This window comes from Clostridium tetani (assembly GCF_900167265.1).
GTDB classification, from domain to species: domain Bacteria; phylum Bacillota; class Clostridia; order Clostridiales; family Clostridiaceae; genus Clostridium_G; species Clostridium_G tetani.
This window is the reverse complement of sequence record NZ_FUWT01000004.1, coordinates 228,032-248,746: the sequence shown is the minus strand read 5'-3', so window position 1 is coordinate 248,746 and position 20,715 is coordinate 228,032. Positions and strand designations below refer to the sequence as shown.

Here is a 20,715-nt window from a genome sequence, read left to right as displayed (position 1 = left end):
TTTTTGCTTTAAGTTGAACACAAAGTGTATTCCATCTATAATTGCTATTCTGTAACTCCTTAATTTTTCTATGTTGCTTTTCTATAACTTCATTATCAGTTTCACAGCTTTCCTCAAGTTCTCTAATCCTTTTCTTAAGAAATTCAACTTCTCCATTAGAATTTAAAACTACTGTTATAGGCTGATTATTCTCTTCTTTTAAATCTGTTACATAATCTAAAATGCCTGTTAAATCGTTAATCACTGCTTCTTTGTGTATTGCTCTGATACTGTCACCTAAACTAGAATATCTATTTATAGTTGTTGTTAAAAGTGCTAATGTTATATCTTTTATCATCTTTACAATTCCTCCGTTTTCTTATAAACTGTAATTGGTTTTTTATTTAAGTATTTTAATTTGGCTGCTCTTGCAGCTCTTTTTTTATACTTCTTTAAACATTCTTTTATATCTATTAAATTCACCTCTCTTTTTAAGTCCACAAACCTTTGACATACATGTTCCTTCTGTCCTTCCAAGTGCTAATGATATATCTTTTTTCTTTGTGCTTTCCCACATACCACAAAGATAGGCAATATCCTTAAGTGTCCATGCTTTATTATGTTTAAAATGAAATTCTGGATTGTATATCATGCGGTGGTTTGAACTTGTATATTCAATTCCGTCTTTTACATAGGTTTTTACCATTCTTCTCCCTCCAATAAACTTTTTATATGTTCTGTTACCATTTCTCTAATGTCTACTATGGTTTGTCCATCTACTCCGTATAATTCCGTTCCGTCTAAATCACATTTGCTAAGAATATCAGAACTGGTATCAACATTGCTAATTCCCAACCTTCATCACCTGCCTTTATTATTCTTTTAATATTTATTGTTATTAGAATTATTACTGTTAATAAGCTGTATAGACTTAAAATTAATTGTCCTGTAGGTGTCATGTTTTAATCACCCCTATATTCAAATTTTCTTTCATACCCTCTAACTGGGTTACTAACTTTATATTTATCTCTTGTATTTTTTATAAAATCAATAACATAGTTTATAAATTCTTTAGCTTCATTACATTCTTTCGTATCTAGATTTAATACAGAACTTTTACGAAATGCTTTTCCAATTATGCAACATATAGAAGATCTTGTTTGAGCAACTCTTGGATTATTTTCATTAGTCCCAAATGCTTCAAGTAATCTTTTATCTAGATTTATTTCTTCGCAAAGTTCATACCATGGTTTAATAATTTTTTTCTGTTCAAGTTTCTTTGATAATTCTAGAACTTGTCTTTCTAAAAGGTCTATTCTTTCTTTATCTGTCATACCATTACCTCCTATCAAATTGAAAATACGGTAACCTTCCACCTGTTTCATGATGTAAAGTCATTACAACTACAAGTTCATCTATAGATTGTCCAATATCAACTTTCTTTTGTATAAACTTCTTAAACGCTTCTCTGTATTCTTCTGTGTAAACATAATCAGGTAAGTCATTCCATGTTTCTAAACATTCATCAAACTTTTTCATTGTTTTATTCATCTTTTATAATCTCCTTTCATAGAATAAACTAGGGAAGTATAAACCTTTTTAGCTTAGTAAAATTTTTTATAAAGGCTTTTAGCCTTTAGTTAGTGCCTACCTTATGCTTTATAGCCATCTGGCTTACTATAGTTGTATATATCTCTATAAGCTTTTTATCTTGTGCTATAACATCTAAATAGTTAAGTTCATCAATTTTACTCTTAGACACACCTTGTAATACTTGCCTTACCTTCATATTCTTCAATCTAATCTTTAAATCACAACCCGCTCTTTCTTCTAGTGCTTTGTAAGCTTCTTCTTTTGGTTTTTGGTAATCTTTAAGTTTAAAACAAATCTTAGTCATTAATCTGTTTGTTTCTCCTCTCCAACTGTTAGAAGGTCTTATTTCTATAACCTCTCTTACTGTTTTTAATTCCTCTTTAGTTTCTAACATCTTATTATTAACTTGGTTAAGCTGTTGTTTAACATCTTTCATTTCCTGTAAGCTCTGTATTAAAACATCTTCAATGCAAGTTGGCTTGTGCTGTTTTTTAATTTTTTTCTCACATTCAATAAAATAATTTCTATATTCATGTGATTTTTCAGTTCTAGTCATCATTGCTATATGTTTTGCAAATTCTAAAGTTATAGCAAAATCCATTGTTTCATTACCTTCAACATCTTGTTGAACCCCTATCCAATCAATGTTTTCTTTAAAAAACTCATTCTTCTCTATATTAGTTACATGCCATCTTGACCATACTGCTTTATTAAGACCTAGCCCTAAATATAATTCCTTTGCACTTACTAGTTGTTGTCCATCTTTATTAGAAATTTTAATTAAGTTACTCATTTTATCCTCTCCTTTTTATTTTGTTATTTACAATCTTAAACTATATTAGCTACTTTGTTTTTCACATTTTCTTCGCTTTTTCTTTACTTATTATTCGCCATTGCGGCACTACTGATATGCTTTTGTTAAATATGTTTAAATTGGATATGATTAAGCTTGTACTATTTTATAGAGTTGTTTTTAGTTTCATAGTTTTATCAGCTAATATATTACTACCTAAATATTCAACTACTGGTTCATAAAAGCTCTCTTCATTTATTTCTATTTTTTCTATTATTTTTTCTTCTATTATTTCTTCAGTTTTTTTATTAAATCTAGTCCTTACAACTATTGCTTGCATATAACCCCTCCTATTTACCACTATTAGTTGTATTGAAAAGTAAAAAAATATCTTCTAATGTGCAATCAAACTGCTTGGACATTTTTATTGCCAATTGAGGACTTGGTTTTTTGTATCCACCCTCCATTTGATACATCATACTATTACTTATATCCAAGCTTTTAGCTGCTTCTTTTGCTGTATCAAACCCAGCCTTTTTTCTTAAATTTGTAATATGATTTGCCATAATTTATCACCTCAATTCCTCGTTTGTTCTTTACTATGATTGTATTTTATAACTAATTGTGATAATAAACAAGTCCTATTATGACTAATAGTGAGAATTTAAATGCTATTTTCTTCAAATTGCTCCATATAGCTTTATTTATCACTATTAGTTGTATTGTTATTATTATCACTATGGGTTATAATAATAACGTATTTAAATATACCCATATTAATGTTAGGTAAGAGGTGATTGATTTGTTAGGTAAAAAAATTAAATCCTTAAGAAAAGATAACAAAATTACTCAAGAAGAATTAGCTATAAAAATTGGCGTTAGTACATCTATGGTAGGTATGTATGAAACAGATGCACGTAAACCAAGTTATGAAGTATTAATTAAAATCGCTGATTATTTCAAAGTTTCACTAGATTATCTGCTTCGTGAAACAGAGTATAAAACTTATATTGGTACAAAAGAAAATTGTATAAAGTTTAAAACTGTTGAAGAGGCAATGCAATTTATTTTAAAACAACCTGTTGTTATAAATTTTTGTGAATTTAATGTAGATAAAATGACTAATAGAGATTTAATAGAATTTGCAAATGAACTTTTAAATCAACTAAAATTAATATCTTATAAATATAAGAATAACATTTAATTTAAAAATGGAGGATGATTTTATGAGGGCGGTAGCATATGCTAGATTTAGTTCTGATAATCAAAGAGAAGAATCCATTGAAGCTCAAATTATGGACATAAAAAAATATGCACTTAAAAACAATATTACAGTGCTTAGAGAATACGTTGATGAAGCTATATCTGGCAGAACTTTTGAAAGAAAATCTTTTAAAAGAATGATTGAAGATGCTAAAAAAAATATGTTTGATCTGATACTAGTCCATAAAGTAGATAGATTTGCAAGAAATAGATATGACGCTGCTATCTACAAATCTATACTTAAAAAACATAATATAAAAATAAAATATGTCATGCAGCCAATTGATGATTCTCCTGAAGGAAATCTTATGGAGGGTATTCTTGAAAGTTTTGCTGAATATTATTCTGAAAATCTAGCTAATGAGGTTATGAAAGGATTAAAAATCAATGCAAAAAAAGCTCAATTTAACGGTGGATACCCACCACTAGGGTATGATATAGCAGAAGACAAGACATATATAATAAATGAAAGGGAAGCTAGAATAGTACGCGAAATATTTGATTTATATTTAGATGGTATTGGTTATAAAAAAATTGCTGATATTTTGAATAATAAAGGTTATAAAAATAAAAGAGGAAAACCTTTCGTTTTTAACTCAATTCCAACTATCCTAAAAAATGATAAATATTGTGGAATATATACATATAATAAAACTAGTAGAAAATACAAAAATGGTAGACGAAACCTTAAAAAATATAACAAAGATGAAGATATAATTAGAGTTGAAGATGGTATACCTAAAATAATTTCAAAAGAAAAATTTAATACCGCACAACAAGAAATAAAAAAGCGTACAAAGTCTAGAGGTAAAAAAATTGCTGTAAGAGAATATATTTTATCTGGATTAATAAAATGTGAATGTGAAAGAAAAATGAGTGGGTACGCACAAAAACGTTCCAAAGAAAGTAATCGATACTTTTATTATAGATGCACTGGATGTAATAACAGTATTAGAGCTGAAAAAATAGAAACTATAGCTACTAATTTTATAAAAGAACAGGTATTCAGAGATATAGATAATTTAATTATAAAAATACATAAATATATAGCTGATCAAGAAGCAGAATCCCCATCTGAACTTAAATATTTAAAAAATGAATTATCTAATTCTAATAACCAAATCAATAACATTGTAAAAATGATTAGTAACGGAGTAACATCCATGCACTTAGCAAAAAAACTAGAGGAACTTGAAACATATATTGATGGAATACAACAACGAATTGGTGAAATAAATAGAATGTCTGTTATACCAGAAGATGAAATAAAAAACTGGTTACTAGAACTTAAAAATTCTTTTGATAATGGTAAAAATATAAAAAAGATAATCTCTGTTTTCATAAAAAACATTGAAATAACGAAAGAAGATATTAATATAGATTTTTTCGTAAAAGCACCCTATAAGGGTGCGAACAGTCTAAGTGTCGCTCCTTCGGCACCATATTGAAAAGCAAAACCCCTAACCTATTGAAAACATTGTGTTTCTAGGTTAGGGGGGTTTTTAGGCTATGTGCAAATATTCATAATAATATTAATTTCCTATTCCTAAAGCACCCTTAGCTAATGAATCAGCTAAATCATTGTATTTATCTCCTGAATGTCCTTTAACTTTAATAAAATTAATATCAACTAATTTAATAGCTTCATCATAATATAGCTTATAGGCTTGTGTACCAGTTTTTTTAGCTTGCCAAACCCCAGTACACCATTTTTCTATTCCTTCATAGTCATAAATTATATCTAAACTTTTAATACCCTTATCTATACAAAATTGCATTGCACGTTTTGCACCTTCAATTTCTCCAGCTACATTTCTCATAGAAACCATATCTGGATTTGAAAATTTTTCAGCAAAGTGTTCCTCGCAACCATTATAAAACATAACAACTCCATAAGAATATTGTTTCTTAGTATTTTCATAACTTCCATCTACATATGCAACTGCTTCTGATTTATAGAATATATCTGATATGGTTTTATCTTTATCTATATTTGAATTTTCCATTCCCATAAAATTTTTAGCTTCTTCTTCTGTTGAAAATCCTTTATAAATAGCTCCAGAAACTCCATTTACATTTTCTTTGCATTCCTTCCATGTTGTATATATACCAGGTTTAATACCTTTTTTTACTGCATAAAATTTCTTTGCCATTAATTTTTAGTCCTCCTTTTTAAATAAATCCCTCAATGGTTTCTGCCCTTTTATATGCACCTTCTGTTACTTCCTTTGGATAGCCAATATAATCTAAAAGCCTTATTGCATTTCTAGTCTGAGAAACACCAACTTTAAGTTTATAATCAAAACTCAATCCATTTTCACTATCAACATCTTCACTGAAATAATAGAATTCGTAACCACCCTTTAAAATATCTACAAGTTCCCTATCATGGGTAGCTACAATAGGAATACTTCTTCCATTATTTATATAAGTTAATATCTCTGCTGACATGGCTATTCTCTCTATAGGATTAGTTCCTCTAAATATTTCATATATGGGGCAAAATACAGGTAACTCTTTTTTAAAGGCATTGACAATTCTAAGTATTCCTTCTGCTTCAGCCATGTAATAGCTTTTTCCTTTTGATAAATCATCATTAGGACTAATTGATGAAACTATATTAAAAAATGAAGCTTTATATTCTTTAGCTAATGCAAAATAAAAAGTCTGTGATAAAAGTATATTTATACCTAACATTCTTAAGAAAGTTGATTTTCCAGACATATTTGTACCAGTAAGTACTATACCCTTATCTTTAATAAAAATAGAATTTGCCACAGGATTATCTAAAAGTGGGTGAACCCCCTCTATAATATTCAGTGAAACTTCCTTTGTAAAATTTGGTTTTACATAATTCTCTTCTAAACTTTTCTGGTAACTTGATATTGAAAGCATTGCATCTATCTCACCTAAAGCGTAAAATATATTCATTATATATTTCTTTTTCTCTTTTAAAATCGCTGATATTCTATAGTAAGCACACTCTTCTACGAGAAACAATGTAGATATTACTTCAAAAAATCCGTGCCACATATTTATTATTCCTATTAATAATGTACTTCTATCAATATCTTTAATTTCTTTAAGATTAATTGTTATCTTTTCTATGTACTCTTTAATATCATCATTTTTCATATTAGATATTTTTTTAGAAGCCTTTATAATGTCCCTTAAATAAATTATCCCACGTGATTTAACAGTATTTTTTTCCGTATAATTTATAAACATATTTAATGAGCTAGAAACCATTATCATTAAGGCATACTTCTCACCAAACAATATAATTAAAATGATAGATATTATAGGAACAACTTTACCTAATAGTGTATATAGATAATATTTAAATTTATTTACTACAAGCTCACTTTCTATCATATCTAAAAAAGTATTTTTTGCATCTGTACTCAATTCAAGAAATATACGCAAAAGCTTTTCTCTTAAATCTGAGTCATTTTTAAATGCCTCAATTAATTTATCCCTTTTCTTTAATTTTTCTTCATCCTTTAGCGGATTCCTTAACATATAGTATAGAACTGCCTCTCCTGGAGTACTATAGGTTCTATCTAACTTTTCATAAACCCTATTCATATCCATATCACTCCAGGTATCATCATCAATTGTATATTCTTGTTTTTCACTTGTATCAAAAAAACCTTTTATATTTTTAAATTTCCTATTCTTTTCAATATCCTCTCCATATTGTTTTCTTACAATGCTTAAAGCAAATTTTTTATCCAATTGTTTTCTCCCTTCAGCTTCAAAATTTATATATATATTTTACCATAAATTCTATTTATCCAACAAACTAAACTCTATAGTAACCTTAAAAAGATCTCCATCAATAACTATATCCATGTTTCCTCCTTGCAGTTCCACAATACTTTTTGCAATAGCAAGTCCTAATCCTGAACCTTCTGATTTTCTTGCTTTATCCGATCTTTTAAATCTTTCAAATATTTCTTCTACGTCAAAATCCATTTCGTAGGCTGAAATATTTTTCATAGTTACTATGGCTTTATTTCCTTCTGTTTCTAAGTCAATATATACTCTGGAATTATTCATGGAGTATTTTAGAATGTTTCCTATTAAGTTTTCAAATACTCTCCAGGTTTTTTTACCATCTAAATTTGCATATATTCCGTCATTTTCTATATTAACTTTAAAGTTAAGAGAAGAACCTTCTATTTTTTCATAGAATTCTCCTAAAGCTTGTCTTAAAATTTCTGATATATTTACTTTTTCAATATTCAATTCTATAGATCCACTTGAAATTTTTGATGCTTCAAATAAATCCTCTATAAGTACTTTAAGTCTTTTAGATTTTTTATCTAAAATTTGAATATAAACATTCATATCTTCTTTAGATAAGTCCTCTGATTTTAATAAATCTACATAGTTTATTATAGATGCTAATGGAGTTTTTAAATCATGAGAAACATTTGTTATTAACTCAGATTTAAGTCTTTCGCTTTTAACCTGACTCTCAACAGATTTTTTTAATCCTTTCTTCATATTATTTATATTGTGAGCTAACTTTCCTAAAAGTCCTTTATCATTTTCATCTATGCTATAATCTAAATTACCAGCTACCATTTCTTCTGTACCCTTTACTATTTTGTTTATCATAGCAGTCTTTTTGAATATATATCGTGGAACTATATATGCATAGATTCCTATATAAGTCATAATTAATAAGAATATCAATCTATTGTATTTAAGCATAATCATACCAATTATAAATACGAATCCAATGGAAATAGTAGTAATATAAATTAAAGTTACTTTTCTAATTGTACTCTTTATTTTAAAGCTTTTCCTTATATCTTCTTTCATTTTATAAACAATGCTGTTTCTAAGTATTTTTGTTCCATTATTTTTATTACTTATAAAATTTAATCCACATATTAAAAGATAAAAAATATATAGTGCTACAAAACTTAATTTAATAAATCTTTCAATTTTAATAGGCATATCAAATAAATAAATTCTTCTTTGATATTCAGACATTATTTTTAAAAATATAAATAATAAAATTACCCGTAATTCTATTGGTATTTTATTGTACCTTTCTCTTGTTCTTTCTATAAACTGCAATTCATCTCTTTTATGTTTTAACAAGTATAAAGTTATAACTGTTCCAATGCCAAATGATATAATTCCTATAATAATTTCTTTTATAAGTTTACTTTTAATAGAGTTGTAATAATCATAATCTCTATAAAGTTGAGTAGATGTTTCACCTTTTTTTAAAACTATAATGTTACCTATGAAATTATTTCGTTCAACTTCTGTCCTAATAAAATTAAATCTATTATCTTCTATTTTTGAAAGATTTAAATTGTATAATGCCTTATCTTCTATATATTTATTTAAATTAGATAATCCACTTATATTTGTATATACTTTTCCTGTATTCTGATTTTTAATATAATAACTAAAAGCTTTATTATTATTTATAACTTTTTTTAATTTCACACTCTCTAAATCTTCCTGTCCTTTTTTATTTGAATCTGATTTATCTGCTCTTATTAGAAGCTGCACATTCTCAAAATAATTTATAACTTGGTTTTTAAAAAATTCGCTATTAATATAAGCGTCCTTTTTTAAATAATGCCTATGATTTAAAACATCTATACATGCTATAGATGCTATAGCTATTAAATATATACCTACTATAAAGCATATTAGTATTGATTTTTTGTTTTTCAATTTTATATCCAATTCCCCAAACCACCTTTAAGTATTCTGGTTCCCTTGGATTAATTTCTATTTTTTCTCTTATCCTCCTTATGTGAACCGCTACAGTATTTTCCCCATTATAAAAAGGTTCCTGCCAAACGCTTTCATATATATGTTCTATAGAAAATACCCGTCCCTTGTTTTCCATTAATAATTTTAATATTTTATATTCCGTTAATGTAAGGCTTACTTCTTTTCCATCTACCATAGCAGTCTTTGCATCCTTATTTAAAGTAAGTCCCCTTACTACTATTGCATTTTTATTTTCTTTATAATTCCCAAATCTTATATATCTTCTCAACTGAGATTTTACTCTAGCTATTAGTTCTAAAGGATTAAAAGGTTTTGTTACATAATCATCCGCTCCTATATTAAGTCCCAATATTTTATCCATATCTTCAGATTTTGCTGAAAGCATTATTATAGGTATTTTTTTACTTTCCCTTATTTTAAAAGTAGCTTTAATTCCATCCATTCTAGGCATCATAATGTCCATTATAATAAGATGAACTTCTTCTTCTTCTAAAACCATCAAAGCCTCTATGCCATCTTTTGCTTTAAGAACTTTTATTCCCTCATTTTTTAAATATATACCTATGGCATCTCTTATTTCATCTTCATCATCTACTACAAGCACACTATATTCCTCCATTATCATCACCCCTTATCCCTAATATTATATCACCCTTTCTTAGTAACTCTAATAATACATTTATTTTTCCATAAAAAAACTAAAGGCATCTTTGGAGTATCCATTAGCCTTATCCACATTTTTTATATTTCTAATATGATATATTTTATTTTCATAGTCTTTTGCCTGATTATCACATATATAGGCATAATCGTAGCTTCCTTCTTTCACCCAAGCCATAAATATATAGGTATGAGTTGGAATACCATTTTTATTTCCATAACCATCTGTTGTAAAACATATATTTCCTGGTTTTAATTTTTTATAATCTGTTTTCCTCTTCCATCCATCCTTCTTTAAAAAATTTATAAGGCTTTCTGTATTTGCCATGTCTTTTGGAACATTATAATTATTTTTTCTAAGTACTTCTGAAATAAAATAAACGCAGGTATTTTCAGATTTGCCATTATTTAAAGCTACACCTGAGTAATAGGCTTCTATTCTATTATTTTTATCTTGTAAACACTTGTATATATTTTCTCTTAACTCCTTATTATTTTCATAAATATTAAATTTTTTTAGTGCCACTATAGATAATATAACTACTAATAAAAATTTCATAATTATTTTTGCTTTTTTCATCTTCATTCTGACTTTCCCCCTATAGTCTTAGTATAACTTGATTATAATTAATAAAATTTAACTATATCTTTATTAATTATTAAAAGTTTCTTACAATATAAAATATATTTCATCTTTTATGACATATTGCTTTTATATAAGGCAATAATTGGATATAATTAAACAATATCAGTACCTTTTTGGGAAAGGAAGATTTAATTGAAAAAATTTAATTTATTTATAGTTTTATTATTAATAAATTTTGCATTTTTACTAGGCTGTGGTAAAAATAATAACTCTAATAATAGAAATATTAATAATGAAACTTCCAAAGCTCCAAAACTAAATAATGATAACTCTATGCAAGTTAAACTTAATAGTATGAGCTTAGATGAGAAAATTGGTCAACTGCTTATTGTAGGTTTTGATGGATATGAAGCAAATAAGAATATAGAAAGTTTAATTAAAAAAAATTACGTTGGTGGTGTTATTTTATTTGGAAACAATATAAGAAGTGCAGAACAAACAATGAAATTAACTAATTCATTAAAATCTATTAATTCAAAGAATAAAATTCCATTATTTATATCTGTTGATGAAGAAGGTGGACGGGTTAGCAGAATGCCTAAAGAATTAGAAAAACTTCCTAGTAATAAGATTATAGGTGAAATAAATAATAGTAACCTTAGTTATAATATAGGCAAAATAATTTCAAAAGAACTTACATGCCTTGGATTTAATATGAATTTTGCACCGATTCTAGATATAAATAGTAACCTGCAAAATCCTGTAATTGGGGATAGATCCTTTGGTAATAATCCAAATTTAGTTACTAGACTTGGTATTAAAACTATGGAAGGATTAAGAGAGGGTAATATTATTCCTGTTATAAAACATTTTCCAGGACATGGTGATACCTCAGTGGATTCTCATGTGGGACTTCCTTTAATTAATCATGATATGAAAAGATTAAAGGAGTTCGAATTAATCCCCTTTAAAGAGGCGATAAATAATAATGCAGATGTAGTTATGATATCTCATATATTGTTACCTAAAATAGACTCCTCCTATCCTGCAACTATGTCAAAAATCATAATAAAAGATGTTTTACGAAATGATTTAAAGTTTAATGGAGTGGTTATTACAGATGATATGACCATGAGTGCCATTACAAAAAATTTTGATATTTCTAATGCAGCTATTAAATCTATAAATGCTGGAACGGATATTATTTTAATATGTCATGGCTATGATAATGAAATATACGTAATTAATTCTATAAAAGAAGCAGTAGAAAACAATATAATAACGGAAGATAAAATTAATGAAAGTGTTTATAGAATACTAAAATTAAAGGAAAAGTATAAAATAAGTAACGATACAGTGGATAATATAGATGTTGACAAAATAAATAGTGAAATTAAAAGTATTTTTTAATATAAACTCTTTTCATATATTTTTATCCTATGGTAAAATCTTTATATAGAAAGGTTGTGATACTTTGAATATTGACTTTGAAAAAATAGTAAATGAAGTTTCCTTAGAGGCTACTAAAGATGCACTAAAATGTTCTCCATCAATTTTAGCCCTACCTGAAGATATTGCAGATGAGGTTGAAACATATAAATTGTTAATAGCATATACTAACGCTCTAGTTGCAAGATCCCTTGAAGAATATCATAAAACTATTATGAAGGAACTTAAAGGGGAGTAAATATGAGTCCAAGTAATTATAAGATTACTTGGACTTTGAGTTTATTTATATACAGTTATGGGTTTCCCTCTAAGAAAAAAATTCTTTAGTCTCACTGTGTAGTTACTTCTAATTAATATAAGAATGTGATATCCCCCCATACTATGAGTTAATGGTACTATCTTTTGATAGTTCTGCACCTAAACCTAAATTTAATAGCTCTGCTAAACTTTGTGAGATTGAATATAAAAATGGCTTTGTCATTGCCTACTCAAACCAATGTCCCTTCTGTGAAGACTATGTATCTCAAATAAAAGAAGAGGCTATTTTGAAGGGGATTCCTTTAAAGATAATTAAATATAAATCAGCAGAAGAAGCACAAAAATCCCCCGTTGTGTCAACTACATATAGTATTTTTAAAAACGGTGAATTTATTACTCATTCAATTTTAACTGTTGACAAATTTATGAAATTACTTGAATAAAGATGTAAATACCATGTATATTTATTTCTACTCTTTTTTATTATCTACATACAAAAGCCTTTTTGCTGAAAAATTAATTCCAATAGCTCCTAGGGGTGCTGTAATTATTATAGATAATACTGCCATGGCTAAAATAATATCTCCTGACTCTACTCCTAATGATAATGGAACTGCTCCCATAGCAGCCTGTACTGTTGCCTTTGGAACATAGGCTATAACACAAAATAGTCTTTCTTTCCAGTTTAAATCTGTCCCCAATAATGAAATTATTACCCCTATACTTCTTCCTAAAAGTCCAATCAATATAACCAGGATACCCATTTTTCCTGCATTAATTGCTACATTAACATTCACCTCTGCTCCTACTAATACAAATAGTAATATCTCTGCAAAAATCCATATTTTATTGAATTTTAATGCTAATCCTTTCCCTACATCGGGTATTTTTTTAATTATAACAAATCCTATAGTCATAACTCCTAGTAATGACGCTATTTCTATTTTAGTTTTTAATACTTTCTCTAATTCTGTAAATAAAATAGATGTACCTAGTATAAGTAAAACCTTTTTGGTATCTCGTATATGGTATTTACTAAAAACCCTTACCATTGTAAAACCAATAATGCCACCAGCTATAATACCTAATATTATTGATACTGGAATGTTTAGTAACTGTATACCAATATTTATATTAGCCCCACTATATAAACCTAAAAATGTACTAAATATAGTAATGGCGAAAATATCATCAATAGATGCTCCTGCAAGTATTAAAGTTGGTATACCTTTATTAGTTCCTATGCTACTTTCAAGCAAATTTAACATAGAAGGAACTACAACAGCAGGAGAAACCGCTGCAATAATGAAACCTAACATTCCTCCCTCTATAAAAGAAAACTCTAAAAGTTTAACGGAAACAAATGCAATAGAAAATCCTTCTATTATTCCTGGTACACAACTCATTTTAAAAGCAGTTTTCCCAACCTTTTTTAAGTCCTTTTTATTGATCCCCAAACCTGCTCTTAATAGAATAATAATTAAAGCAATTTTTCTTAAATCAGCAGATACATTAATCATATCTCCATGAAGCCAGTTTAATCCATAGGGTCCTATAATAGTTCCTAATATAATCATTCCTAATAAACCTGGCAACTTAATTTTTTCAAATAATTTACTTACTAATAATCCCAATAATAAAATAATTGCTAAGCTTACTGCCATTCTAAATCCCTCCCTAAGACTATTAAAGAAAATAAAATTATAGTACTCTACAATTTTTATGTCAAGAGGCTTCTATCATTTCTGCTACATATACAAATTTAACTTTGTAACACTATAAGCACTTAAATCATATACTTTTATGAGATAGCAAATTTTATATGGAGGTTTTTATGTATAACTGCTGTTGGCCTTGTATGCCATATATGGACATGTGTGATGATAGTGACTTAGAAAGGATGTATCCTGAGATTTACCGTAGAGTTTACCCTATGGTTATAGTGCATTGTGATAGAATGGAAAGACAATATGGTTGGATGTGTTGTCCAAGTAATGAAAGCTTAAATAACGCTTGTGAAGATATCTATGAAAATATTAAAGATTGTTTAGATGAAATATATGGAAAAGATGATGACAAGTGTTACAGACAATTTGACTTCGGTAGAAGAAGATCTCTAAATGACTTATTTAGAATCTTACTAATTAGAGAATTATTAGGAAGGCGCAGGAGACGTAGAAGACGCAGAAGACGCAGAAGACCATATTTTAGATATTAGTTACTTATAAAATAGTAACATTTTAATTAGAATAGACATATGCTATTTATGTATAAATAAACTTGGAGGAATTTTAATGTCACAACATTCTCACAGTTACTCAGGTACAACAACATACAATGATGGACACATTCACCACTACGGAGGAGTTACTGATAAAGCTTTAAGTGGAGTACCTCATACTCATTGTATGAAAGGTATTACAACTTTTAATGACTGTCATGAGCATAGTTATGTTACTAGAACAGGTCCAGCAATTAAGCTAGCCTGTGGATGCCATTATCATTACTTTGAAACTAAAGTAAAATTTGTAGATGGTCATATTCACTGTATAAGTGGTTGTACAAGCGCTGATTGATTTAACAAAATACTTATGTAAATTAGACCTTATATAGCTGTCATATTTAATGACAGCTATATATTTATCTCCATTCCAGTTCTAATATATATAATATCACTACCTAAAGCATTTTCTAATTTTTTAAACGCTTTTTCTCCAGTACAATGACCTGTATAAATTTTTTCTATATTTTCATCTTTTATTTTTCTTACAATTATATCAATTTCCTCCTGTGATGCACCTAATGATTCTATTAAAGGCATTTTAACTAGATGAAATCCTCCTATTAGTGCTTTAATTTTTAAATTTGGAAACCTATTTCTCACCGTTTCAATCATATTAGCTGTTCCATTATGTGAGCACCCTGTGAAAATAATTAATTCATCATTTTCCCTGATAACCATAATTAATTCATGGTTAAATTTATCTCTAACTACTTTTTCTCCTTCTCTAGCAAATAGATATTTATTTCCTTTGGGAACTTCATAGGGTTTTTCTATGTCGGTAATAATATATACGTTATCCATTATTTCTGTAAATTCATCAACATAATTAAATCTGCGTGAATGCTTATTAAACACTTCTTTGTTAATACTAACGTTTTTACTAGTTATTATAGTATTAAAATAATAATCCTGATTTACACCTTTTTTAGCATATACTTTGGCTTTATGATTTATATCTAAAAATGGCAATAATCCTCCTCCATGATCACTATGACCATGGGATATAATTGTAGCATCTATTTTTTCTAAATTTATTCCCAAATTATTTGCATTAATAATAAAGCTATCAGTTCTACCTGTATCAAAAAGTATACGTTTATTATTTGTCTCTATATAAATAGACAATCCATGTTCGCAAATTAAATCTTTTGAACTCCCTTTTGTATTTTCTATAAGTGTAATTATCTTCATACTGTACCCTTCCTTTACCAAATTCTAAACTTATCTATATATTATATTCTATATACTATTTAACATTACCTTGTAAAAATACAGTAAAATTCACTTTTAAAAATAAAAGCGTTGGTTTAAGAATTTATTTTCTCTACCAACACTTTTGTTATTTTATTTAAAATAATAGTTTTAAAATTATTCTTGTTCAGCCCAGTTTGCTGGATAAGTTACATACATAAATCTTGCGTAGTTTGGAACTGTAAAATGTATTGAGGAATCTCTTGGTATATATATAATATCTCCCTTATTTCCTACAACTTTTCTGCCATCTATATCTATTTCTAAAGTTCCATCTATAATATAATCTACTTCATCATATTTTAATGTCCATGCAAAGCTAGTCTTATCCATTTCCATAATGCCACAACCTAGTCTTGGACTTTCTTCTAAGGTTACTACATCCTTTAAGTAAACTTTATCTCCTTCTTTTCCTGTATCAAATTTTTCAGGTTTTACTGTTTCTGTTTTTATTGAAATAACTCCACTTTTATCAACGTTTTTTTCAAATTCAGGAGTATTTTTTGGAGCTGTTTGTCCCAATTTTTCTGTTATTATTTTTCTTACTATTTCTTCTATTAATTTTTCATTTAAATTTTCCATAGTAACATCTCCTTTTAGGCTTTTTTAGTTTCTTTAATGTTTTTAGTCATAATTACTGCTACCATTACTGCTGTTATACCACCTACTAATTTCCCTAATATCATAGGAGTTATTAGTCCTGGGTTAACTCCTGCTGCAAATCCTAAGTGATCTCCAAATACAAAGGATGCACTTACTGCAAAGGCAACATTTATTATTTTTCCTCTTTCATCCATATCTTTCATCATTCCAAACATTGGTATACTATTTGCAAGGGATGCTATCATACCTGCTGCTGAAACGTCATTAATTTTAAGTAATGATCCAACTTTCATAAGAGGTTTTTTAAATACTTTTGTTATGAAGTGTACTAATGGATATGCTCCTGCAAGTATTACAACTATATCACCAACAACTGTTAAACCTTCTTCTATTGGTGCCATACCTGGTATTAAAACAATTCCTGTAGTTTTTTGTAATATAGCCGCTGCAAGTCCACAAGTTATTACTATAGTTATGAATTTTCCAAAGTAAGTAAATCCTTTTATCATTCCATCTGGTGCAAATTTTAATCCTAAAACTATAAGTAATGCAACTATTATTATTGGAGTTAAGTTTTTAAGCACTAAAATTATTGGAAGCCCTGCTAACACCCCTCCGATAAAGGTTCCTACAGGTACTGTTATTATACCTGCTAAAACACCTTTAGCTAAAAATTTTTGATCTTCTTTTTTTATTATTCCAAGTGCTACTGGAATAGTGAAAACTATTGTAGGTCCCATCATTGATCCAAGTATTAGTCCTGCAAAAGGTCCTATTTCTTTTATTTCTGCTAATTGCTGAGCTAATTGATATCCTCCCATGTCGCAAGCAAGTAAAGTTGTAGCAAACATTGAAGGATCTGCTCCTAATGCTTTATAAACAGGCACTACTATTGGCTTTAATACATTTGCTAAAACCGGCGCCAAACAAATTGCTCCTACCATAGCTAATGCAAGAGAACCCATAGCCATAATTCCTTCTTCAAACTGTTCTCCATATCCGAATTTGTTTCCTAATAGTTTATCTACAACCCCAACTACTAGGAATATCATCATAATATATACTATAATTTCATTAATACTCATATTTTCACCTCTTTTTTAATTTTATTGGTAAATTTTCTATATTAAATATTTTGTAGAAGAATTTTACTAGGAGAAGGAATTACTGTGCTATGAACTATTCTCTTAGAATTTACACAGTTTTGTGCTGATTTTACTCCCTCTTCAACACTTGATACAGATCCATTTATTATAAAATAAGCTTTTCCAGCAATGCCATTTCCTAAAACTAATTTAACTAATTGTATATCAGAAGTTTTTAAAGCTATATCAAGGGCTACTAAGGATGATGTTACAGTGGAAAATTCCATTACTCCAATTGCATTAAATTCTTTTATTATAGGTCTTTTTTTAAGAGCCTTTAATATATCTTCATGTACACTTGTTATAATGTTACTTTCAACTAATTTTTTATTATCTTTAGATTTTGCCTTATCTATAGCCTCTTTAACTTCTTCTACATCACCTGAAATTATGGTTAAGAATTTCCCAGGACATATTTGTCTAAGTATTTCTACCTCTACAAAAGCTGCTTTTAAAAGTACATCACTTGTTTCTATGCCCTTTGATATACTATTAAATTCTAATAATCCTAAAGCTTTTTTCATAATTTTACTCTCCATATATTACTTTATTTTTCAAATTCTAATGAGTCTATAATTCCTACTATGGTTGCATCAATTGGAGCTTTATTTTCTCTAGTTGCATATCTTGCTGAACTTCCAGAAACTACTAAAACTTGATCTCCTATTCCAGCCCCTACTGAATCTACTGCAACTAACATCTCATCAGTAAGCTCACCTTTATAATCCAATTTTCTTACAAGTAAGAATTTAAATCCGCTGAGGTTTTCATCTTTTTTAGTTGACCATAGATTTCCTGTTACTTGTCCAATAATCATATTTAGCTCTCCTCTTCTCCTATAAAATTTTCTTAACTTTCTATTTTAATATTAATGTTATTTACTTTAGCAAAATCTTTTGCCAGTGGAGTAACTATAGATTTTTTAGATATTGTAATTTCCTTTATTCCTTCTTTTTCTATGTTTTTTATATCAATTTCTGAAATCAATTTTTTATCTATTGTTTTTTTTATACATTTATTATTCTGTGATTTATCTTCTAATTTATCCTCTAATTTTTCTATAGGGCAAGTTCCTTTTAAATCTTTATTGCCTTTAATATTTGTTATAAGAGCTCTTAATGAAGTAAATGTTATTCCAAAGGATGTTAAATTATTTTTATAACTCTTAAAAACTTCTAATAATGCTCTTGGTGATGTATTTTCATAGTTTTTATATTCTAGTCCTTTTTCTAAGGCATATATATTTTTACCCTTTAAAAGAATATTTATAATTATTTTCTCTTTATCATAGTTTGCATATCCTTTTGATATATTGATAAGTTCATTATTTGAAAGATTTTGTATTAATATAAATTCATAAGTTTCTATGTCCTTCATATCGTCTATAGAATCTACGGATATTTCATTTTCACTTAAATTCTTTTTAACTATTGGACATAAATCCTTACTATTTTCCAATATTAATATGGTTTTATTACTTTTACTGTTTTCTTCTTTTCTATTGCTTTGTTCCATTGTAAGCTTTATTCTTTTCATAACTTCTTTAGTTATAAGCTCAATTAGTTTGTCCTTATCCACCATTTCAACTCCTTTCATTATCAACACAATTCATTGAAATTCCTAAAGGTGTAACCAAGAATGGATTTAATGGTTTAATGGTTTCTATTCCTGTTTCTTTTTGTATTACATCTTCAAATTCTTTTAGACAACAAGTACCACCAACTAAATATATTTTTTCTACATCAAATCCTTTTATATGTGTTTTGATAATAGAGGCTATCTTTTGAATTACAGGTTTTACAACATGAAAGATTTCTTCTTGATTCTTACTATGCTTTTTTTTCTCCTCTGCTTCTTCAAAGGGAATTTTGTATGCTCCTGCCACTACTAGGGATAGTTGAGTTCCCCCTGTGGCTTCATCTGCTGTGTATATAACCTTTCCATTTTTAAATATAGAAAGACCAGTAGTTCCTCCACCTACATCAACAACTACTCCATTTTCAATTTGTAATACGGCGTTGGCAGCTGTTGGTTCATCTTCAACAGATACAACTTCTATACCAGCACCTTCCACTACATAAACATGAGTTTTTATATCTCTTTCTCCAGTTCCTGGTGGTACTGCTATAGAAGCTTTTGTAAGTTCTACTCCAAGTTTATCCTCTATTTTTCTTTTAAGTTCTTTTACTATATTAGTAGCTCCTAGAAAATCTACAACTAAACCATCTCTAACTACTTGTGCAAATTGCATTTCACAGGCTACAGGTCTTTTTTCACTATCTAAAACCACTACTACTATGTAGGCTGTACCTAAATCTACACCTACATAAAGCTTTTCATCTTTAGATACTTTTCTAGGATTTTTTATTGAGTTTTCAACCCCTTTTATCAACTTATCAACTCTGCTTAAATTTGTCATAATTAACCTCTTTATTTTAATATTTCTCCTCGGGTATTTTTAACAAATCCACATGCGTTTGCTTCATCGTAGTCTATGTGAACTACTGTATTAAACTTGTCACTTACTCTAACTATAACTTCATCAAAAATTAAGCTTCTTTCTCCCTTTACTTTAACTTTCACCTTTTCTTTATCAGTTACTCCATATTTTAAAGCATCCTCTGGAGTCATATGGATATGCCTTTTAGCAACTATTCCACCTTCTTCTAATCTAACTACGGAAGTTTTACTAGCTAAAATTATAGGAGAGGTTCCCTTTATATCTCCAGACATTCTAATTGGAGCATTAATCCCTAGTGAAACTGCATCACTTTTAGATACTTCCACCTGTGTATTTCCTCTTGTAGGTCCTAGTACAGATACGTTTTGCATAACTCCCTTTGGGCCTATAAGCATAACTTTTTCTTCACAAAGATATTGTCCTGGTTGGGACAGGTCTCTTTTTTTTGTAAGTTCATATCCCTCTCCAAATAATTTTTCAACGTGTTCTTTTGAAAGGTGAACATGTTTTCCTGATGCCTCTATTAATATTCCTAAATCTTCTTTTTTCTCTTTTAATCTTTTTGTTACTTCATCTACTATATAATTAATTTCTTCATTAGATATCTTCATTTTCTTC

At 28.1% G+C, this 20,715-nt stretch carries 27 protein-coding genes and 2 pseudogenes; 7 read left to right on the top strand and 22 right to left on the bottom strand.

What is annotated here, in order from left to right; all coding sequences use genetic code 11:
• From B5D21_RS04695 to B5D21_RS04670, 8 genes and pseudogenes are all read right to left on the bottom strand, one after another.
• Window positions 1-337, bottom strand: a pseudogene (locus tag B5D21_RS04695) (hypothetical protein); the annotation flags it as partial.
• Between the two features lie 84 nt (window positions 338-421).
• Window positions 422-685 (bottom strand): hypothetical protein, encoded by a 264-nt coding sequence (locus B5D21_RS04690; protein ID WP_035124355.1) that lies wholly within the window; start codon window positions 683-685, stop codon window positions 422-424.
• Window positions 679-834: a hypothetical protein gene (locus tag B5D21_RS14035; RefSeq protein WP_155274207.1), complete on the bottom strand. Its 156-nt coding sequence runs from the start codon at window positions 832-834 to the stop codon at window positions 679-681. Before B5D21_RS14035 ends, B5D21_RS04690 begins: the two co-directional genes overlap by 7 nt.
• 107 nt (window positions 835-941) lie before the next feature.
• Window positions 942-1,313 carry a hypothetical protein gene (locus tag B5D21_RS04685; protein WP_035124357.1) on the bottom strand — a complete coding sequence of 124 codons (372 nt, stop codon included), beginning with the start codon at window positions 1,311-1,313 and terminating at the stop codon, window positions 942-944.
• A 4-nt stretch (window positions 1,314-1,317) separates the two neighbouring features.
• Window positions 1,318-1,530: a hypothetical protein gene (locus B5D21_RS04680; RefSeq protein WP_035124359.1), complete on the bottom strand. Its 213-nt coding sequence runs from the start codon at window positions 1,528-1,530 to the stop codon at window positions 1,318-1,320.
• Window positions 1,531-1,615: 85 nt separating this feature from the next.
• Window positions 1,616-2,365, bottom strand: coding sequence for an antA/AntB antirepressor family protein (locus B5D21_RS04675; RefSeq protein ID WP_011100301.1), 750 nt, complete (start codon window positions 2,363-2,365; stop codon window positions 1,616-1,618).
• A gap of 166 nt (window positions 2,366-2,531) precedes the next feature.
• The gene (locus B5D21_RS14030) at window positions 2,532-2,705 is read right to left on the bottom strand and encodes a hypothetical protein (protein WP_155274208.1); all 174 of its coding nucleotides are present in this window, start codon (window positions 2,703-2,705) and stop codon (window positions 2,532-2,534) included.
• A 10-nt stretch (window positions 2,706-2,715) separates the two neighbouring features.
• Window positions 2,716-2,931, bottom strand: a complete 216-nt coding sequence (locus tag B5D21_RS04670) for a helix-turn-helix transcriptional regulator (protein ID WP_035124361.1) — start codon at window positions 2,929-2,931, stop codon at window positions 2,716-2,718.
• Between the two features lie 227 nt (window positions 2,932-3,158).
• On the opposite strand from B5D21_RS04670, the gene B5D21_RS04665 reads away from it, so the two are divergent.
• Both B5D21_RS04665 and B5D21_RS04660 read left to right on the top strand, forming a co-directional pair.
• Window positions 3,159-3,569, top strand: coding sequence for a helix-turn-helix domain-containing protein (locus B5D21_RS04665; protein WP_011100302.1), 411 nt, complete (start codon window positions 3,159-3,161; stop codon window positions 3,567-3,569).
• Between the two features lie 22 nt (window positions 3,570-3,591).
• Window positions 3,592-5,076, top strand: coding sequence for a recombinase family protein (locus B5D21_RS04660; protein WP_052040968.1), 1,485 nt, complete (start codon window positions 3,592-3,594; stop codon window positions 5,074-5,076).
• A gap of 84 nt (window positions 5,077-5,160) precedes the next feature.
• On the opposite strand, the gene B5D21_RS04655 is transcribed toward B5D21_RS04660, so the two are convergent.
• From B5D21_RS04655 to B5D21_RS04635, 5 genes and pseudogenes are all read right to left on the bottom strand, one after another.
• Window positions 5,161-5,781 (bottom strand): ribonuclease H1 domain-containing protein, encoded by a 621-nt coding sequence (locus B5D21_RS04655; RefSeq protein ID WP_011100304.1) that lies wholly within the window; start codon window positions 5,779-5,781, stop codon window positions 5,161-5,163.
• A 19-nt stretch (window positions 5,782-5,800) separates the two neighbouring features.
• A complete protein-coding gene (locus B5D21_RS04650) occupies window positions 5,801-7,366 on the bottom strand; it encodes a MutS-related protein (protein ID WP_011100305.1) in 1,566 nt (521 codons plus the stop codon).
• Window positions 7,367-7,417: 51 nt separating this feature from the next.
• Window positions 7,418-9,349 (bottom strand): HAMP domain-containing sensor histidine kinase, encoded by a 1,932-nt coding sequence (locus B5D21_RS04645; protein ID WP_052042359.1) that lies wholly within the window; start codon window positions 9,347-9,349, stop codon window positions 7,418-7,420.
• Window positions 9,330-10,019 (bottom strand): annotated as a pseudogene (locus B5D21_RS04640) (response regulator transcription factor); the annotation flags it as partial. The pseudogene B5D21_RS04640 and the gene B5D21_RS04645, both read right to left, overlap by 20 nt.
• 60 nt (window positions 10,020-10,079) lie before the next feature.
• Window positions 10,080-10,646 (bottom strand): hypothetical protein, encoded by a 567-nt coding sequence (locus B5D21_RS04635; protein ID WP_011100308.1) that lies wholly within the window; start codon window positions 10,644-10,646, stop codon window positions 10,080-10,082.
• A gap of 192 nt (window positions 10,647-10,838) precedes the next feature.
• On the opposite strand from B5D21_RS04635, the gene nagZ reads away from it, so the two are divergent.
• From nagZ to B5D21_RS04620, 3 genes are all read left to right on the top strand, one after another.
• Window positions 10,839-12,056: a beta-N-acetylhexosaminidase gene (gene nagZ / locus B5D21_RS04630; RefSeq protein WP_011100309.1), complete on the top strand. Its 1,218-nt coding sequence runs from the start codon at window positions 10,839-10,841 to the stop codon at window positions 12,054-12,056.
• A 64-nt stretch (window positions 12,057-12,120) separates the two neighbouring features.
• The gene (locus tag B5D21_RS04625; RefSeq protein ID WP_035109075.1) at window positions 12,121-12,333 is read left to right on the top strand and encodes a hypothetical protein; all 213 of its coding nucleotides are present in this window, start codon (window positions 12,121-12,123) and stop codon (window positions 12,331-12,333) included.
• Between the two features lie 151 nt (window positions 12,334-12,484).
• The gene (locus tag B5D21_RS04620; RefSeq protein ID WP_011100310.1) at window positions 12,485-12,796 is read left to right on the top strand and encodes a YoaP domain-containing protein; all 312 of its coding nucleotides are present in this window, start codon (window positions 12,485-12,487) and stop codon (window positions 12,794-12,796) included.
• A gap of 27 nt (window positions 12,797-12,823) precedes the next feature.
• Here B5D21_RS04620 and B5D21_RS04615 read toward each other — a convergent pair whose 3' ends face one another.
• Entirely contained in the window at window positions 12,824-14,017 is a 1,194-nt protein-coding gene (locus B5D21_RS04615) for a cation:proton antiporter (RefSeq protein WP_011100311.1), read from the bottom strand.
• A 170-nt stretch (window positions 14,018-14,187) separates the two neighbouring features.
• Here B5D21_RS04615 and B5D21_RS04610 point away from each other — a divergent pair, with 170 nt between their 5' ends.
• Window positions 14,188-14,571 carry a hypothetical protein gene (locus B5D21_RS04610; RefSeq protein ID WP_046655679.1) on the top strand — a complete coding sequence of 128 codons (384 nt, stop codon included), beginning with the start codon at window positions 14,188-14,190 and terminating at the stop codon, window positions 14,569-14,571.
• A gap of 76 nt (window positions 14,572-14,647) precedes the next feature.
• Entirely contained in the window at window positions 14,648-14,929 is a 282-nt protein-coding gene (locus tag B5D21_RS04605) for a YmaF family protein (protein ID WP_035109073.1), read from the top strand.
• Between the two features lie 56 nt (window positions 14,930-14,985).
• On the opposite strand, the gene B5D21_RS04600 is transcribed toward B5D21_RS04605, so the two are convergent.
• The 8 genes from B5D21_RS04600 to eutD form a co-directional block, all read right to left on the bottom strand.
• Window positions 14,986-15,828, bottom strand: coding sequence for an MBL fold metallo-hydrolase (locus B5D21_RS04600; protein ID WP_035109071.1), 843 nt, complete (start codon window positions 15,826-15,828; stop codon window positions 14,986-14,988).
• A 177-nt stretch (window positions 15,829-16,005) separates the two neighbouring features.
• A complete protein-coding gene (locus tag B5D21_RS04595; RefSeq protein WP_011100313.1) occupies window positions 16,006-16,470 on the bottom strand; it encodes a cupin domain-containing protein in 465 nt (154 codons plus the stop codon).
• Window positions 16,471-16,484: 14 nt separating this feature from the next.
• Entirely contained in the window at window positions 16,485-17,576 is a 1,092-nt protein-coding gene (gene eutH / locus B5D21_RS04590) for an ethanolamine utilization protein EutH (RefSeq protein ID WP_011100314.1), read from the bottom strand.
• A gap of 41 nt (window positions 17,577-17,617) precedes the next feature.
• Window positions 17,618-18,160 (bottom strand): ethanolamine utilization microcompartment shell protein, encoded by a 543-nt coding sequence (locus B5D21_RS04585; protein ID WP_035109069.1) that lies wholly within the window; start codon window positions 18,158-18,160, stop codon window positions 17,618-17,620.
• Between the two features lie 23 nt (window positions 18,161-18,183).
• On the bottom strand, window positions 18,184-18,453 hold the full coding sequence (locus tag B5D21_RS04580) for a EutN/CcmL family microcompartment protein (protein ID WP_035109067.1): 270 nt from the start codon (window positions 18,451-18,453) through the stop codon (window positions 18,184-18,186).
• 32 nt (window positions 18,454-18,485) lie between these two features.
• Window positions 18,486-19,232: a TIGR02536 family ethanolamine utilization protein gene (locus B5D21_RS04575; protein ID WP_080744111.1), complete on the bottom strand. Its 747-nt coding sequence runs from the start codon at window positions 19,230-19,232 to the stop codon at window positions 18,486-18,488.
• Window positions 19,219-20,055 carry an ethanolamine utilization protein EutJ gene (gene eutJ, locus B5D21_RS04570; protein WP_011100317.1) on the bottom strand — a complete coding sequence of 279 codons (837 nt, stop codon included), beginning with the start codon at window positions 20,053-20,055 and terminating at the stop codon, window positions 19,219-19,221. Before eutJ ends, B5D21_RS04575 begins: the two co-directional genes overlap by 14 nt.
• A gap of 11 nt (window positions 20,056-20,066) precedes the next feature.
• Window positions 20,067-20,708, bottom strand: coding sequence for an ethanolamine utilization phosphate acetyltransferase EutD (gene eutD, locus B5D21_RS04565; protein ID WP_115605767.1), 642 nt, complete (start codon window positions 20,706-20,708; stop codon window positions 20,067-20,069).
• Window positions 20,709-20,715 lie beyond the last annotated feature (7 nt).